23 protein-coding genes and 1 tRNA gene are annotated in these 15,389 nt (G+C 35.9%); 19 read left to right on the forward strand and 5 right to left on the reverse strand.

Annotation, left to right across the window (positions count from 1 at the left end; translation table 11 throughout):
- Positions 1–29 precede the first annotated feature (29 nt).
- The 12 genes from THEYE_RS01465 to THEYE_RS01520 all read left to right on the forward strand — a co-directional run bounded on the left by THEYE_RS01465 (position 30) and on the right by THEYE_RS01520 (position 5,885).
- A complete protein-coding gene (locus THEYE_RS01465) occupies positions 30–386 on the forward strand; it encodes a hypothetical protein (RefSeq protein ID WP_012545789.1) in 357 nt (118 codons plus the stop codon).
- Complete coding sequence (locus tag THEYE_RS01470) at positions 367–645, forward strand: hypothetical protein (RefSeq protein ID WP_012546550.1); 279 nt, start codon at positions 367–369, stop codon at positions 643–645. The genes THEYE_RS01465 and THEYE_RS01470 overlap by 20 nt, the downstream gene beginning before the upstream one ends.
- Positions 642–959 (forward strand): hypothetical protein, encoded by a 318-nt coding sequence (locus THEYE_RS01475; RefSeq protein WP_012545217.1) that lies wholly within the window; start codon positions 642–644, stop codon positions 957–959. Before THEYE_RS01470 ends, THEYE_RS01475 begins: the two co-directional genes overlap by 4 nt.
- Positions 956–1,162 carry a hypothetical protein gene (locus tag THEYE_RS01480; protein WP_012546055.1) on the forward strand — a complete coding sequence of 69 codons (207 nt, stop codon included), beginning with the start codon at positions 956–958 and terminating at the stop codon, positions 1,160–1,162. Before THEYE_RS01475 ends, THEYE_RS01480 begins: the two co-directional genes overlap by 4 nt.
- Positions 1,163–1,226: 64 nt before the next feature.
- On the forward strand, positions 1,227–1,394 hold the full coding sequence (locus tag THEYE_RS01485; protein ID WP_012546579.1) for a cytochrome c oxidase subunit II: 168 nt from the start codon (positions 1,227–1,229) through the stop codon (positions 1,392–1,394).
- Entirely contained in the window at positions 1,391–1,576 is a 186-nt protein-coding gene (locus THEYE_RS01490) for a hypothetical protein (protein ID WP_012545443.1), read from the forward strand. Before THEYE_RS01485 ends, THEYE_RS01490 begins: the two co-directional genes overlap by 4 nt.
- A gap of 16 nt (positions 1,577–1,592) precedes the next feature.
- Positions 1,593–1,889 carry a hypothetical protein gene (locus THEYE_RS01495; protein ID WP_012545273.1) on the forward strand — a complete coding sequence of 99 codons (297 nt, stop codon included), beginning with the start codon at positions 1,593–1,595 and terminating at the stop codon, positions 1,887–1,889.
- 58 nt (positions 1,890–1,947) lie between these two features.
- The gene (locus THEYE_RS01500; protein WP_012546676.1) at positions 1,948–3,207 is read left to right on the forward strand and encodes a hypothetical protein; all 1,260 of its coding nucleotides are present in this window, start codon (positions 1,948–1,950) and stop codon (positions 3,205–3,207) included.
- Positions 3,208–3,211: 4 nt separating this feature from the next.
- Positions 3,212–4,162 (forward strand): hypothetical protein, encoded by a 951-nt coding sequence (locus THEYE_RS01505; protein ID WP_012545944.1) that lies wholly within the window; start codon positions 3,212–3,214, stop codon positions 4,160–4,162.
- 411 nt (positions 4,163–4,573) lie between these two features.
- Positions 4,574–5,188 carry a tyrosine-type recombinase/integrase gene (locus THEYE_RS01510; protein WP_012545136.1) on the forward strand — a complete coding sequence of 205 codons (615 nt, stop codon included), beginning with the start codon at positions 4,574–4,576 and terminating at the stop codon, positions 5,186–5,188.
- A 27-nt stretch (positions 5,189–5,215) separates the two neighbouring features.
- Entirely contained in the window at positions 5,216–5,563 is a 348-nt protein-coding gene (locus THEYE_RS01515; RefSeq protein WP_012546246.1) for a ParB N-terminal domain-containing protein, read from the forward strand.
- Positions 5,564–5,567: 4 nt separating this feature from the next.
- The gene (locus THEYE_RS01520) at positions 5,568–5,885 is read left to right on the forward strand and encodes a hypothetical protein (RefSeq protein WP_164924806.1); all 318 of its coding nucleotides are present in this window, start codon (positions 5,568–5,570) and stop codon (positions 5,883–5,885) included.
- On the opposite strand, the gene THEYE_RS01525 is transcribed toward THEYE_RS01520, so the two are convergent.
- Both THEYE_RS01525 and THEYE_RS01530 read right to left on the reverse strand, forming a co-directional pair.
- Positions 5,882–6,091 carry a type II toxin-antitoxin system HicB family antitoxin gene (locus THEYE_RS01525; protein WP_012545347.1) on the reverse strand — a complete coding sequence of 70 codons (210 nt, stop codon included), beginning with the start codon at positions 6,089–6,091 and terminating at the stop codon, positions 5,882–5,884. The two genes, THEYE_RS01520 and THEYE_RS01525, sit on opposite strands and share 4 nt — an antisense overlap.
- Entirely contained in the window at positions 6,084–6,350 is a 267-nt protein-coding gene (locus tag THEYE_RS01530) for a type II toxin-antitoxin system HicA family toxin (RefSeq protein ID WP_012546699.1), read from the reverse strand. Before THEYE_RS01530 ends, THEYE_RS01525 begins: the two co-directional genes overlap by 8 nt.
- Positions 6,351–6,433: 83 nt before the next feature.
- Between THEYE_RS01530 and THEYE_RS01535 the strand changes: the two genes are divergently transcribed.
- The 5 genes from THEYE_RS01535 to THEYE_RS01555 all read left to right on the forward strand — a co-directional run bounded on the left by THEYE_RS01535 (position 6,434) and on the right by THEYE_RS01555 (position 8,887).
- Positions 6,434–6,901 (forward strand): hypothetical protein, encoded by a 468-nt coding sequence (locus tag THEYE_RS01535; protein WP_012546089.1) that lies wholly within the window; start codon positions 6,434–6,436, stop codon positions 6,899–6,901.
- Positions 6,898–7,227: a hypothetical protein gene (locus tag THEYE_RS01540; RefSeq protein WP_012545986.1), complete on the forward strand. Its 330-nt coding sequence runs from the start codon at positions 6,898–6,900 to the stop codon at positions 7,225–7,227. Before THEYE_RS01535 ends, THEYE_RS01540 begins: the two co-directional genes overlap by 4 nt.
- 64 nt (positions 7,228–7,291) lie before the next feature.
- A complete protein-coding gene (locus THEYE_RS01545) occupies positions 7,292–7,531 on the forward strand; it encodes a hypothetical protein (RefSeq protein WP_012545981.1) in 240 nt (79 codons plus the stop codon).
- Positions 7,532–7,765: a helix-turn-helix domain-containing protein gene (locus tag THEYE_RS01550; RefSeq protein ID WP_012545071.1), complete on the forward strand. Its 234-nt coding sequence runs from the start codon at positions 7,532–7,534 to the stop codon at positions 7,763–7,765.
- 84 nt (positions 7,766–7,849) lie between these two features.
- The gene (locus tag THEYE_RS01555) at positions 7,850–8,887 is read left to right on the forward strand and encodes a tyrosine-type recombinase/integrase (RefSeq protein WP_012545721.1); all 1,038 of its coding nucleotides are present in this window, start codon (positions 7,850–7,852) and stop codon (positions 8,885–8,887) included.
- A 29-nt stretch (positions 8,888–8,916) separates the two neighbouring features.
- Here THEYE_RS01555 and THEYE_RS01560 read toward each other — a convergent pair.
- Positions 8,917–8,992 (reverse strand) — tRNA-Ala (locus THEYE_RS01560).
- Between the two features lie 106 nt (positions 8,993–9,098).
- On the opposite strand from THEYE_RS01560, the gene THEYE_RS01565 reads away from it, so the two are divergent.
- Complete coding sequence (locus THEYE_RS01565; RefSeq protein ID WP_012546863.1) at positions 9,099–10,412, forward strand: tetratricopeptide repeat protein; 1,314 nt, start codon at positions 9,099–9,101, stop codon at positions 10,410–10,412.
- Positions 10,409–10,999 (forward strand): RNA ligase partner protein, encoded by a 591-nt coding sequence (locus tag THEYE_RS01570; RefSeq protein WP_012545229.1) that lies wholly within the window; start codon positions 10,409–10,411, stop codon positions 10,997–10,999. Before THEYE_RS01565 ends, THEYE_RS01570 begins: the two co-directional genes overlap by 4 nt.
- Here the strand turns inward: THEYE_RS01570 and THEYE_RS01575 are convergent.
- On the reverse strand, positions 10,979–11,965 hold the full coding sequence (locus THEYE_RS01575) for an acetyl-CoA carboxylase carboxyltransferase subunit alpha (RefSeq protein WP_012546641.1): 987 nt from the start codon (positions 11,963–11,965) through the stop codon (positions 10,979–10,981). The two genes, THEYE_RS01570 and THEYE_RS01575, sit on opposite strands and share 21 nt — an antisense overlap.
- Positions 11,962–15,363 carry a DNA polymerase III subunit alpha gene (locus tag THEYE_RS01580; protein WP_164924807.1) on the reverse strand — a complete coding sequence of 1,134 codons (3,402 nt, stop codon included), beginning with the start codon at positions 15,361–15,363 and terminating at the stop codon, positions 11,962–11,964. The genes THEYE_RS01575 and THEYE_RS01580 overlap by 4 nt, the downstream gene beginning before the upstream one ends.
- Positions 15,364–15,389 lie beyond the last annotated feature (26 nt).

Here is a 15,389-nt window from a genome sequence, read left to right on the forward strand (position 1 = left end):
GTCCCTAATCCCTCTTAAGGAGGTAAAAAATGATACCTACAAAAGAGCAACTTGCAGCCAGACTGGTGGCACTTGCTTTGACAGGACTTGCAGCTGGATATGGAGTTAGTGAACTTGACAAGCTTGCAGAGTCAAAACACATGCAAGAAGTGACCAAGCAGGCAGTAGAGATACTCAAACAGCCAGAGAAAGCTTTTCAGAGCCAACAGGCACAAAGACAGGTAGACACAACAAAACTAATTGACTTCACAAAGCCATTCCAGTATGAGTTGCCTAAACCTCTTGTGATGGAAGATTTATGCCAGTATTACCCCGCCATGCAACAGTGTAAAGACAAAGCAATAGCAAAGAAAGGAGAGGAGAAAGATGAAAAAGCAGAAAACTAAACCACATTTCTTTGGTCTGCGTGCAGATGATTACGAAAGGCTTCTTGAGCTTGGAATGACTCATGCAGCTTTGAATGTACTTAGACACAATCCAGCAAGGTTTTTTAGTGAGTTTTCAAGATACACAAAGAACGTAGCAGACGAATTTAAGTCAGAGATATACATGCTCTGCTTTCAAATAGCCACTCAGCCAAACAGAGCAAGAATTGAAAGCATTATATATAACAGAAAAACTAAGAGAAAGGAGGTAGTAGCATGACAAATCTTTTCAAGATAGCAATCATTGCAGCTCCATTGGCAGGGCTGATTTTTTACTATGTAGTCATGCAACAAAGCAAGCTTGACACAGAAATTGAAAAAGAGAGTTTGAAATTTGAACAGGAATGGAATGAATTTAAAGCAGAAAGTCCTTTTACTACCAATAGGCAGAAATATGAGGAACGTGCAAAAGTGGCAGAGCAGAAACAGAAAGAGCTTGAAGAGAAGAAAAAGCAGAAAGAGCAGAAAATTGAGAAGTTTGAGCAGAATTTTGAGAAAGCATTGGAAGAGGCAGGAAAGGAGGTGAGACAGTGAAAGTTTACGACCTTTTAGCAAAAGTTGACAGCACAGTAACTGAAAATGGAGAAAAGGCAAAATGGGCAAGAATTGGAGTTCTACTGGAAAAGGAAAAGGGATTCTCTATAAAACTTGATTTTATTCCTGTAAGCACAACATGGGATGGCTGGTTAACTGTAAAAGAGAGAAAAGAAAAGGAACAGACTGAAGAACCTTTCTAAGTTGCATTAATAATAGTAAAGGGACTGCATATAGCAGTCCCAAAACCAACAAAGGAGGTAAAAAATGATTGAAGTAATTGCAAATCTAATTAACCAAATCGTGGATTTCTTTGTCAAGCTCTTCTACATTTGTCTTCTGATTGCAATCTTTGGGCTTGGATTTCTAAATTGGCTTGGAATGGAAGTAGAGAAACAAAGAAGAATGAGAGAGGGAAAGGAGGGCAGGCAATGAAAGAGTATATCTATTACCTTGTCTTTCGTTCAAGTTTGCCAACAGAAGAATGCAGGGAGTTCTCTTTCAAAAAATACTGTGACCTTGTAGGACTTGACTATGAAAAAGCTCTATTTAAAGCTAAAAGACAGTTTGGGGTTACATTCACATTCACAGTGCTTTTTGCACTGGTAATCTTTTAGGAAAGGAGGTGAAATAGTGAGAACTGTTGCTATTGTTTTAGTATTAGTAGTGGGTCTTGCAGGAGTTGTTTTTGCAGAACCGCCGGCTGAGAAAAATGCAGTTGAATACGTTTGCACAGTATGCTACAATTCACTCCAAAAAACACCATGTGAAACTTTAATCTCCGATACTTTAGAGGGAGTACAGCAAATGATAATATCAACAGCAGAGGAAAAGCAGGGAGTGGACAGAGTGATAGTTGAGTGCAGTTTTCCACAGTGCACAAAAAAGGGCTATACAGGCTACAAGGCAGTTATTGATATGAAAAAATAACCCAAAGGCAGGCCTTAGAGCCTGCCTGATTTAAAAATTCAAAAAAGGAGGTAAAAAGATGAAAAAAATATTGGCAACAATTATGAGTTTGATTTTCCTTTTGCCAATTCCTATTTGTGCAGAACAACCACAAGATCAGGTACAACAAAAGTATACTCTTACGAGACTCCTTTTACCCAACTTTGTATACCCAAACTGTCACCTCTTCAAGCCAGCCGATACAGTTATATTTTACTTAGACGAAAGGTTTTACAACAGTGTTGGTTCAAATGTTGCACCTACAAGCTGCAAGGGTGGCAGTGTATGCTGGAGTTGGAAAGTGCTACATGGAGAAGACCCTTCTAATATTCAAATCTACAGTTCTGAGTTACCCTTGAAAATCACAAACCTCAAAAAACTTTCAGAAAGCATTTCAAGCACAATCAAGGAAAGTCAATCTCTTCGAAAATCAAGCAACAGCCTTGTCAGTGCAGCTCAGGAATTCCTGAATTCATCCTTTGGAGTAGGAAAGGAGAGAGGCATCTCAAAAGAACGTAGTATGACCCAGTCAGAATCCCGAGAGCGAGGCACAGAGTTGAACGTAACCCCTCAGTTTCATGTATTCCTTGCCAGGGGTCTCATGGGACCTTTTTGGGCTTCATATCCTTTTTGTATAGCTTCTGCAGTTGACTTGTTTTTTAAGGCTTATTACAGTGATAGAAGCGATGATCTTATTCATGCTTTTACTATCTATAAAAGTATCAAACCAGAAGACATTGATTTTTCAAGCTCTAACGACATGCTAAATAGAGCCAAATTCCTTTACACCCTTGTGGAGCAAGCAGCATATAACCAATTGGCGAAAGACGCAGCATGGGCTCAGGCAGTGCTCTTCAGTGAGTTATTGACGAATTGGAAAGAATTTGAGGAAGTCAAGCATTTTGTAGACAGCGAGATTCAGAAAGTCTATCCTAAGTATCAAACCCTGACCTCAAAAACCACTGCAGAGATAGCTCAACAAGACAAAAATCTTGCAGCGATAAAATATAATACAGACAAAAACTTGAAAGTGGACGATAAGCAGATAAAGCAAAAACAGAATGAAATCCGTGACGAATACCTGAAAGCCTCAATAGTAGCCACAACCAACAAAGCTACAGATAAAGAAAACCAGGAGCTTGAACAAGCTCTTGCCAAAAAAGACTCTCTTGTCACGAAAAAGTTTGTTCAGTCTACCACCACTACTGGCTCAAAGTGGCTCTTTTTTACACTGGCAGGAGTTGTTGTTGTAGGTATAGTGGGAATTGTTTTTGTAAAGCTCAGAAAAAAAAGGAGGTAAGACAATGAAAAAGTTTATTATCTTTTTGTTTATGTTTATTATGTTATTAATAACTGTTTCAAATTCTGAGGCAGTTGTCTTATTCTGCGATACTGAAAAAGTTGATTGCAGAACAGTCGCTGCCTTTCTAACATTAAAAGAAGAACCAGAGAAAGAAAAAACGTTGCTTCAAAGTTTAGCTTCACCAGAAAATCAGGTTGATGTAAAAATTTCTGAAAAATTTCAAGGATATATTTTGCCCACATTGGTCCTGGTGAAACCAAAACATATACTATATCAAACTGAACCTGTTTTGTGGAAAGCAACATTGGATTTAAAAACAGTTTTAGTAACGCTTAACAGTGGTTTTGTTGACCTTGAGTATAAATATAACAAAATATATGATCCACCAACTCTTGTTTCAGCACAAACTCCTGTTTTTGAATTGAAGAAAAAAATACTGGAAAGTTTTACAAAGCAAAAATATTTAAACTCAAAAGATATTACTGCTTCAGGGTCGGAATCGCAGCAACAACAAAATGATATAGCAGTGAATACTTTTATTCAGCTGATTAGGGATATAACAAAAAAATATATCATTAACGACCCCAACATTTTAGTTTTTTTGACGAAATCGGTTTCCAATAATCCAACATTTTTTCAAAAAATTAGAGAAGAAAAAATTGAGGAAATTGAGAGGGATGCAAAATATGGTAAAGGGATGCTTCAACTTTTTGCACTAAAAAACGGCATTCCTGTTGTTTTAGACAAAATCCATGATAACAGTAAAAGTAATTATGATTTCAAAAAAGACCTTTTTCTGTATTTGTTTGCTTCTTCTGGTGGAGTTTACTTTGCAAAAGACTCATATTTGCAAGACCATCCTGTTTTAAATGCATTGGCAGTGGAAATCTTAATGATACATTATTATGACTACGATTTGAACAAATTTATTAAAAAACTAAAAAATCAATAACCCCCGCCCAGGGCCACCCCCCTGGGTGGCTTCGTAGAATCGATTTAGAGACGATTTTTTGCCTTGACCCATAGTTAGTTAGGTATACCCCTGCAAACGGAAGCAAACCACCCAACCACCGACCGCTCGCTAAAGCAGTGCCAATATGTTAGTTTCATACCAGACAACCGATTGATTTAGCCTCGATGGTGCTCTCCGCTCGCTTGCCGAGATACCTTGAACTCTCACCATCGGTGGCTCTCACTACCCTAAAACACTATTTTTAGGTAGTTATCCCTCTAAAAACACCTCTTTTGACCCTTTTTTTGAGACCTTAAAGAGAACATACATACCTAAAAATGTATTCTGAGAAAGTGCATTAAATATATATAGAGTGCATGGCACTTTAAAAAACTTTTCAGGAGGTGGTTTATGTCTTTGATTGTCTTTAAACCCAACCTAACCCCTGCAAGACCTATCTTTTACCTTTCAGAAGAGGAACTGAATCGCTTTACACAGGCATGGCTTAACTACTATGACTCAAAGCAAAAGAAAGCCCGAAGAAAAGCCCGAGGACAGTATTTCCTGACCTTCTTAGCTTTGAGATTCACAGGAGCAAGGCATGGAGAGGTTTTGCTATTAAGGGATGACAGAGACATAGACTTCAGAAACTCTGAAATCACTATACCGACTTTAAAACAAAAACGACCCACAGCCAGAGTTGTTCCAGTTCCACCCCAGCTTGTGGCAGAGATAGCCCGCTACCTTGCTGAGTATCCAGACATGAAAGGGAAAGTCTTCAGGCTTGACCGATTCAACTTCAGAAAGAAATTTGCCGAAATAGCCACCCAGACAGGCTTAGATAGAAAAAAAGCCCACCCTCATATACTCAGACACACAAGAGCTATGGAACTCCTTAAAGCAGGAATACCTATCACTATGGTCCAAAGCCTCTTAGGCCATGCAAGCCTGAATTCCACCGCCATGTATCTCAGATTCAGTAATCTTGAGGCAAGACAGCTACTGAGGGAGAAAGGATTGATATAAAAAACACAACAAAGGAGGAGGTAAGCTATGAAAGAAATATTGATTCATCCATTTTGTTATCTCTTACCATGGATGACTGATGAAGAATTTAAAGCATTAAAAGAAGACATTAAAAAGCATGGACTGATTGAGCCTATCACTCTATACGAAGGACAGATACTTGACGGAAAATGCCGATACAAAGCATGTAAGGAACTCAAAATCACCCCTAAATTTGTTGAGTTTCACGGAGATGACCTTGAGGCTCTTATATATGTGATTAGGAAAAATATTCTCAGACAGCAGCTAAACAAAGACCAGATAAGCTGCATAATTGCAGAGGCTGTCACAGAGGCTGAAAAGTTTATAAAAAAACAATATTCTCTATTTGAATAAAAAGATGAACAAATGTTTATTGAAAAGCAAAAATTTTGAAAACCAAACTGAAGTTGAAAATTTTCTGAGTACTCATCCTGAATGCTTTTCCTGTCAACCCTATATTACCGAATTTATGAAAGAGAACATAGACAGATACTCAGAAATAGTTCAAAAATACAATTACTGTCTATGGTGCATGCTTAAAGGAGAATACAATAATGTGAGAAAAAGAGGACTCATAGAGGCACTTGATTTGTGTAAATCTTGTGAACGATTTCACAAACACGAAATCGTTCACGCTCAATACATTCAAAAAACAATTCAATTCACCCTGTTTTAAGCAAAAGCAAGCCTACCCCTTGGTATCGGAATCTCTCTTCCTATCTCCTTAGCTGTCTCAATCCATTCCTCTATCGCTACCTGAGCATTTGTTAAAGCTTCTTCATAAGTCTTTCCATCTGCCATGCACCCGGGAAGTTCTGGAACTTCAGCTATAAATGCTTCGTCTTCCTCTGACCAGTAAATTATTATCTCATATTTATACATCTGCTACCCCCTTATGGAGTTTATATTTCAATATCAGGTTTCTTACCTGTTTCACCTGATATGGCTTAGCTTTCCCATTCTCTAAAGGTTGCAGGTTTATTATCTCTTCAATACCAGATTTGAAAAATATGTGATGACTTCCTTTAATCCTTTCCTGAAATCCAAAATCTCTTAACAATTTTCTCAAATCCTCAAACCTCAGATTCCTGTCTACCAGCCCTGATAAAAGCTTTTTCAAAAATTTCTTATCAACGCTCACTTCTATATTTTACCACCTATAAAATTTTATTCCTACCCAGACTGCATTAATAAATATAGAAGCCCATTTGAGGAGGTAAATTTATGAAAAAATGCAAAAACTGTCAAAAAGAATTCTATCCCACCTACAACCTGAAAAACTTCTGTAGCCTGAAATGCCAGAAAGAATATCGCAAAAACTATATGAAAACCCTTATGCAACAGAAAAGAAATTCTGTTAGCAAAATCCACCGCTATGTTAATACTCATGATAATACTTTTGAGTCTCTAAAAGGCTTTAAAAAAACTTCTAAGGGGGATTTTGAGACCGAATATGGTAGTCATGAGAACTACCAGATAGCTAAAACATGCTGTAACTGGGAGACCAAACAGAAAGAGGGATACTGTATTACCCTTTATGAGCCATATTTCCTGTTCAGAAAGCCATGCAGGGAATGCCATATCTTAGATGCTTTGAAATTTTACGACATAAAAAAGAAAGCAGAGAAAAAGACAAAGAGAGAAACTGCATTAATAAATATAGAAGCAACATTTGAGGAGGTAAAGCAATGAAAAAAGCATTTAAAGACATGTATGCAGACCTAAAGGAAATGTGGACAGACACGCTTAGACCAGTGCTAAAAGGCTTTCTCACTTATGCACCAGGAAAAACCCTTGCAGCAGTATTGCTTACAGGTTTTAACCTATCCTCATTTTTCAAGGATTTTGGTTTAGGCTATGCTCTTACGGTTCTTGTCTCTTTTGTAGGTTCAATCTATCTTTTCCTGAAAGCCTATCAAAGGACTAAAGAGGGAATGATTCAAGAGGAAAAGGAACGGATAGAGAAACTTTGCCAGACTGTTGATTTTCACTTAAGAAAGGAGCAGAGAAATGAATAAGAAAGCCTTTGCTATCTATCACCGAAAACGAAACGGTTTCGTTTTCGGAAGAGGAGAAAAGGCTATGAATGAGAAAGCCTTTGCTATCGCAAACGCTTTAGCCAGATACTACGGCATACCTGAGCCAGAGTTTGTCTCTGCTCAGGAATGCCACCAGTGGATTAAGTCAGTGCTCAATAAAAGCAATGCTCAACTAAAGAAGTGTCCTCATTGTCAAACTGTTATGGCACGGAAGTTAGTGAATGGCAGGCTTAGATATGTTTGCAACTCCTGCAATAAAACCTTTGCACTTAAGGGAGTGTAAATGGAACTACTTACTCCAAATGAAGTAACTCAAATTCTCAAAATCACAAAAAGAACCCTCTACCACTATATCAAACAGGGAATTATTCCATACGTGAGACTGCAGAAAAGAATCCGATTCAGAAAAGAAGACATTGACCAATTTATTCAGAACCGACTGAGTAGAAATCCTGAAGTTGACGATATTGTTGTCACTATTAAAAGAAAAATCCAAAAAGCACTCAAGGAGTCTTGACCCGCCTGATGATTTTTTTCTATCCTACCATATCTCTGTTCATTGACAAGCAAGTAAGCCATGTTCTGAAGAAAGGAGCAGGACATGGGACTGTATAAAAGAGGCAATATCTGGTGGTTTTCTGTAACCATTAAAGGTAAACAATTTAGATTTTCAACCAAAACCACAGATAGAAAGAAAGCCACCGAGATTTATGCTAAAGCCCTACTTGAGCTTGATAATCCAACTAAGGACGTTGAAAATCAGATTTCTTTTGGTGAATTCTTTGAGAATCAGTATTTACCTTTTTCAGAGAGGCAGGCTTCTCACCAGAGTAAAAAATATTACTTCAAAGTTATCCCTGAGTGGTTTAAAAAAATACCTATAAATCAAATTACCACCAGAGACATTGAATTGCTTCAGGGAGACCTCCTGAAAGGCAGAACTCCAGCCAGTGTAAACAGAATTATTGCAACTATCAAACACTCACTGAGAAAAGCTTACGAATGGGAATTGACAGAAGAGGAAACCCTTAAAAGAGTGCAAAGAGTAAAACCTCTTAAAGGAGAAGTGCAAAGACTGAGATTCCTATCCCTTGAGGAATGTCACAAACTTATAGAGGTAGCTGAGCCACACTTAAAGCCTATCATTATTACTGCTCTTAATACTGGAATGAGAAAGGGAGAAATTCTGAGCCTCACGTGGAGCCAGATTGACCTCAAACACGGCTTTATCCACCTCGAAAAGACTAAAAACGGAGAGAGAAGAGATATTCCAATGAATGATACTCTTAAAATTCTATTCCGAGACCTCATAAAGAACAGAAGACTCGACTCGGACTATGTATTCTTGAACCCCGAAACAGGAAAGAGACTTACAGACATAAAAAGAAGTTTCAGGACAGCCTGTAAGAGAGCAGGAATTACTGATTTCAGATTTCATGACTTAAGACACACCTTTGCCAGTCATCTTATAATGAATGGAGTTGACCTAAAAACTGTTCAAGAACTTTTGGGACATAAAACCATTAAAATGACCTTAAAATACAGTCACTTATCAAAAGCACACAAGGAAAAGGCAGTAAATACCTTGAATATCACAATTTATCACAATTTTATCACAGTCAGGCAGGAGAGGGGATAGTTGAAAATTCAAAAACCATTGATTTTACTTGGTGGAGCTGATGGGAGTCGAACCCACGACCTCTTGAATGCCATTCAAGCGCTCTCCCAACTGAGCTACAGCCCCGATTTATAAAATTAACATATATACACATTTATTTGTCAATTACTATTAATTTTTCTTACTTTTTTAAGGTATAATTAAAAAATTGCAATAGCGAGAGGTACTTGATATGTCAAAGTTTTTTATTTTTCTACTACTTGTTTTCCTCACTATTATTGGACTTTTTGCAATGGAAAATAAAGAGATGGTAATTCTTAAAATACCTTTTGGTGCATCATATGAAATGCCCAAAATAGGATTAATGCTTCTTTCTTTAAGTTTCGGAGCCTTTTTTATTTTTCTTGTTTTTTTTATTAGAGACACTACCAATCTTATAAGTAAGTTTCAATTACAGAAAAAACACAAAAAAGAGGAAAAAATAAAGGATTATTACGCAAAGGCACTGAATGCAATCATGAGAGACAAAGTCACAGAAGCAAAAGAAGCTTTACAGGAAATATTGAAAGAGGAGCCTGAGCATATAGATGCACTTATAAGACTTGGAGATCTTTCAATGAAGGAGGAAGACTATAAGACAGCTCTTAAATATTATAAAAAAGCCTATGAACTTGATCCTAAAAACATAGTCCCTCTCTTTTCTATTGAGAATGTTATGGAAAAAATGAATGAAAATGAGCTTGCCCTCAAATACATAGAGCAGATTACAAATCTTGAACCCGATAGCCCTTTAGCACATTATAAAATGAGAAATATTTTAGAAAGGCTTGAAAAATGGGAAGATTTAATTGTTTTGCAGAAAAAAATTCTTAAACTTGTCCCAGAGTATAAAAAATCAGAGGAAGAAAGAAGGCTTGTAGGATATACATATGAGTATGGAAGAGTAAGTCTTGAATCAGGAGAGATTGAACAAGCTGAAAGAATTTTTTCAAATCTTGTTAAAACATCTTCAGATTTTATTCCTGCTTATCTGGGTCTTGCAGAAGTTATAATTTCCAAGGAAGGTGTTGAAGAAGCAATTGATTTTCTAAAAAAATGCTATGAAGATTTAAAATCTAAACTTTTACTTATCAGGCTTGAAGATTTGCTTATTAGCATAGGTGATCCAAAAAGATTAATTCAATTTTACCTTAAAGCAATAAACGAAAAGCCAGATGATATTGAGCTCAAATTCCTTCTTGGAAGACTTTATTATCGTCTGGAAATGATTGATGATGCTATAGAGACATTATCTTCTATTGATCCAGCTATATGTTCTACTCCGAAGCTTCACTGTATAAAGGGGTATCTTTATCTAAGAAGAAATCAAACTACAAAAGCTGTTTCTGAGTTTAAACAGTTATGCCCTGAAACAAAAGTATCAAATTTATCATACTTATGTAGAGAATGTCATTCAACATTTGAAGAATGGACAGGAAGATGTTCTGTTTGTGGCACATGGAACAGCTTTGAGGTTGATCTAAGAGGCTGTGAAATCCTAAAATGATTAATTTTTTTCGCAAAAAACGAAAAATTGTTCTTGATACAAGCGTTTTTATCAATCCAGATATAAGAAATTTTTTTGGTGAAAATCCTGAAAAGGCGATTGAGGAATTTATAAAAATAGCAAAGAGAGCCAAAAATCTTGAATTTTATATTCCTTCCACTGTTTTTAAAGAATTGATGTATTTTGTTGATGAAAAAAAAATCCCGAAAGATTTTTATTTTTTAATTAGAATTAAATCTCCTGATAAACACAGAAGTGTCTGTCCTGCAATATTTTTTTATGAACTTGTTGAGGAAATGAGGCAAAGAATAAATAAGGGTTTGAGAGTTGCAGAGAATGCTGTAAGAAATGTAAATCAGAAAGATGCTGATGAAATAATCAAAGATTTAAGAAAAAAATACAGAGAAGCACTTCGTGAAGGTATAATTGATAGTAAAGAAGATGTTGATTTAATATTTCTGTCTATGGAACTTCAAGCAACATTGATTACAGGTGATCAGGGATTGATTAAATGGGCTGATAAACTCGGGATTGAATGGATTGTCCCTGAAAAATTTAAAGATTTTTTACTTTCTGCGATTGGATGAACCCCAGAAGTTACCAATTTTTCTGAATTTTTCATATCTTTTTTTAATAAGTTCGTCAGGAGGAATCTTAATAAGTTCTGTTGCCACGCTAACTATTTTAGCTTTAATTCTTTTCCCAACTTCCTGAGGTTCTCTGTGAGCTCCTCCAAGTGGTTCAGAAATAATATCATCAATAATTCCAAATTTTTTTAAATCTTGTGCTGTAAGCTTAAGTTCTTCAGCTGCTCTCATGTAATCTTCTACTCCTACATCAGAATTCTTTTTCCATAATATAGCTGCACATCCCTCTGGTGAGATAACTGAATAAATTGCATGTTCAAGCATGAAAATTTTATCACATACACTCAGTGCAAGAGCTCCTCCGCTTCCACCTTCACCTATTACAAATCCAATCAAAGGTATTTTAAGTAGCGACATCTCCATAAGATTATTTGCTATTGCTTCAGCCTGTCCCCTTTCTTCTGCACCTATTCCAGGGAATGCACCAGGAGTGTCAATCATGGTAATAACAGGTATTGAAAATTTTTCTGCCAGTTTCATGACTCTTAATGCTTTTCTGTATCCTTCTGGATGAGCCTGCCCAAAGTTGCGATATATTCTTTCTTTTATTGTTCTACCTTTCTGATGTCCCACCAACGCATAGGGATCACCATCAATTTTCCCAATTCCTGCTATAACAGCAGGATCATCTCCGAAACGGCGATCTCCGTGAAGTTCAATGAAATCTTCAAAAATTATTGAAATATAATCAAGTGTATAAGGCCTCTCTGGATGTCTTGCAATCTGGGTTTTCTGCCATGGGGTTAGATTTGAGAAAACTTCAGTTTTTAATTCTTTTAACTTTTTGTTGAGTCTTTTTATCTCCTGAGTAAGGTCAATATCACTGCCATCGGAGAGTTTTTTTAACTCTTCAATTTTTATTTCTAATTCCTGTATAGGTTTTTCAAAGTCAAGATAGTAGGTCATCTTATCCTCACCTGACAATCTTTGATTTTTTGTATCTTTGTTTCAAAATCAATGCATGGTTCAAAGGGACTAAGAATTATAACATGGTAATCAGGAAGATTTAAACAAATATATATGTTTCCTTCTCCATTATGTCTTTCCTCAAGGCATTGCCTCACTTCTTTTAAAATTCTGTAAGCCTTTTCAGTATCTGAACAATCAATGCTGATTTCATATTTTATTTTTAAATCTACATTTCTCAAATCTTCTATCTCTCTTGCAAGAAATTTTGTTGAATCAGGATATTTAAATATTATTCCCTTGATAAGAATTGCATTTTTTTCTGTTAAAATATTGCTAAATTTTTTAAAAAGTTCAGGATAAATAACAACTTCAACTCTACCTGTTTCATCTTCTATTGTAATATAAGCGGTTACTCCTTTTTCTTTTGCTTTACTTTTGATTTCCTCTACAATCCCTGCAATTTTTATTTCGTGTGTTTCTTCATTGTTATTAACAAAATCATCTTCATCTGTATCAAAAATATCAGCAATGGTGGAGACATTTATTTTATTTAAAACAGGTCTAAGAGGTTTCATCGGATGTCCAGTAAGATAAAAACCAAGTGAGGATTTTTCCTCACTTAAAACTGTGTTATTATCCCATGCTTCTATATTCTCATGAGTAAAGAACAGTCCTCTTGAAGATTTAACTCCTTTAAAGGATAAAAGTTCATGCATTGCTATTGCTCTTGCCTGATTGGGAGTGTATTGAGGATAAAGGGAATCAAAAGCTCCTGCTTTAATAAGCGATTCTATAACCTTTTTATTAACTTTCCTTGTATCTAGTCTGGTTAAAAAATCATCTATTGATGTAAATTTTTTCTTTTCTCTCTCATTAAGTATGCATTGAAGAGCAGAGCCTCCGACTCCTTTAACTGCTTCAAGACCGAATCTTATAAATTTTTCTTTTACAGTGAATGCTCTATCACTTTCATTTATATCAGGTCCTTTAATTTCTATGCCCCAAGCTTTGCATTCATTTATAAATTTAACAATTTTGTTTGTATCTCCCATTTCATTGGAAAGGTTTGCTGCAAAAAATTCCTGAGGATAGTGAGCTTTCAAATAGGCTGTAATATATGCAAGATAGGCATAGGCAGCAGAGTGAGATTTATTGAAACCGTATTCACCAAAGGCTGCCATTATATTAAATAAAGATTCTGCTTTCTCATAGGGAATCCCGTTTTTTTGAGCACCTTGAATAAACTCTTCTTTAAGACTTGCCATTAATTCTGGAATCTTTTTCCCCATCGCCTTTCTTAAAACATCTGCCTGTCCCATTGTAAAACCTGCAATTTTATTGGCAATTTTCATAACCTGTTCTTGATAAAGAATTACTCCATAAGTTTCATCAAGTATATCTTTTAACTCTGGAAGTTCATATTCAACAGGAACTAACCCCTTTTTTCTCTTAATAAAATCATCAACCATTCCACTGCCAAGAGGACCAGGTCTATATAAGGCAACAAGTGCTATAAGGTCTTCAAATCGCTGGGGCTCCATTCGTTTTAATAGTTCCTTCATACCTCTGCTTTCAAGTTGAAATACACCAGTTGTTTGCCCAGAGGAAAGAAGCCGATAAGTTTCCGAGTCATCAAGAGGAATGTTATTTAAATCTATATCTTTCCCCTGTGCCTTGACATATTTTATTGTGTCATCTATAACAGTTAGAGTTTTTAATCCTAAGAAATCAAATTTAAGAAGTCCTACATCCTCCAGAGCTTTCATATCAAATTGACTTATTACAGTTTCTTCACCAGAATTTTTGTATAAAGGCATTAAGTCTTCAAGAGGCTCTGGAGAGATAACAACTCCAGCAGCGTGTTGGGATGCATGTCTTGCAAGTCCTTCCAGCCTAAGAGCTATATCAATCAGTTCTTTAACTGTCTCATTTTTATTGTAGAGTTCTTTCAATCTTGGTTCTAAATTTAAAGCTTCTTCAAGAGAAGGACATGCAAAAGGTATCATTTTTGCAATTTTATCTACATCAGCATAAGGAATGTTTAATGCCCTTCCAACATCCCTTACCACCGCTCTTGCAGCCATTGTCCCAAAGGTTATAATATGAGCAACTCTGTCTTTCCCATAGTTTTCTGCCACATATTGAATAACCTCTTCTCTCCTATCTTTGCAAAAGTCAACATCAATATCAGGCAAGCTTATTCTTTCTGGATTCAAAAATCTTTCAAAAAGAAGTCCATATTTAATTGGATCTATATCTGTAATTTTTAGTGCGTATGCTACAAGGCTTCCTGCAGCAGAACCTCTGCCCGGTCCTACAGGGATGCTTTTTCTTCTTGCATAGTTTATAAAGTCCCATACAATAAGAAAATAGGAAGCAAAACCCATTTCAGTGATGACTTTAAGTTCTTCTTCAAGTCGCTTTATGTAGTCTTCAGCTACATTACCTTTAAATCTTTCTTTTAATCCTTCTTGAGCAAGTTTTTTTAAGTATTCCTCTGCAGTATATCCCTGAGGCACATTATATTTTGGCAGTTTATGTTCCCCGAGTCTTAACTTAAAATTACATCTTTCAGCAATTTGCAGGGTATTTTTTAAAGCTTCAGGAATTTCTACAAATGCTGAATACATTTCTTCAGGTGATTTGAAATAAAATTCATCGCTTTGAAATTTCAACCTTTTTTCATCTTTTATAGTTTTACCAGTTTGAATACAAAGCAAAATTTCATGCGCTCTTGCATCTGATTTATGAAGATAATGGCAATCATTTGTTGCAACAACGGGTATATCAAATTTTTTTGAGAGTTCTATTAATCCTCTGTTTGCTATTGTCTGTTCAGGTAGACTGTTTGATTGAATTTCAAGGAAAAAATTGTTTCCAAATATATCTTTTAAAGTTTTTGCTGTATTTTCTGCTCTTTCAATATTTTCATAAACTATATTGTAGGGGATTTCTCCCTTAAGACATCCAGAAAGAGCAAGAAGTCCCTTATTATACATACTGAGAAGTTCCATATCAATTCTTGGCTTGTAATAGAATCCTTCAAGATAAGAACGGGTAACAAGTCTTGTAAGATTTTTATATCCCTCTTCATTTTCTACTAAAAGAGTAAGGTGAAAGGATGCTTCTTCAGGCATTCCAGGGTCTTTGTTTATCTTTGTTTTATCAAAGCGGCTTTGAGGAGCGACATAGACTTCGCAGCCTATAATGGGTTTTACTCCTGCTTTATTGGCTTTTTTGAAAAATTCTACAACTCCAAAGAGATTTCCATGATCAGTTATTGCCACAGCAGGCATGTTATATTTTTTTGCCTGTTCAATTAATTCATTAATTTTAATTGCACCATCAAGCAGGCTATATTCTGTATGGATATGAAGATGAACAAACTCTGACATGCTCATATTATGAATGTTAAAATTTT

The organism is Thermodesulfovibrio yellowstonii DSM 11347, assembly GCF_000020985.1.
Taxonomy (GTDB): Bacteria; Nitrospirota; Thermodesulfovibrionia; order Thermodesulfovibrionales; family Thermodesulfovibrionaceae; genus Thermodesulfovibrio; species Thermodesulfovibrio yellowstonii.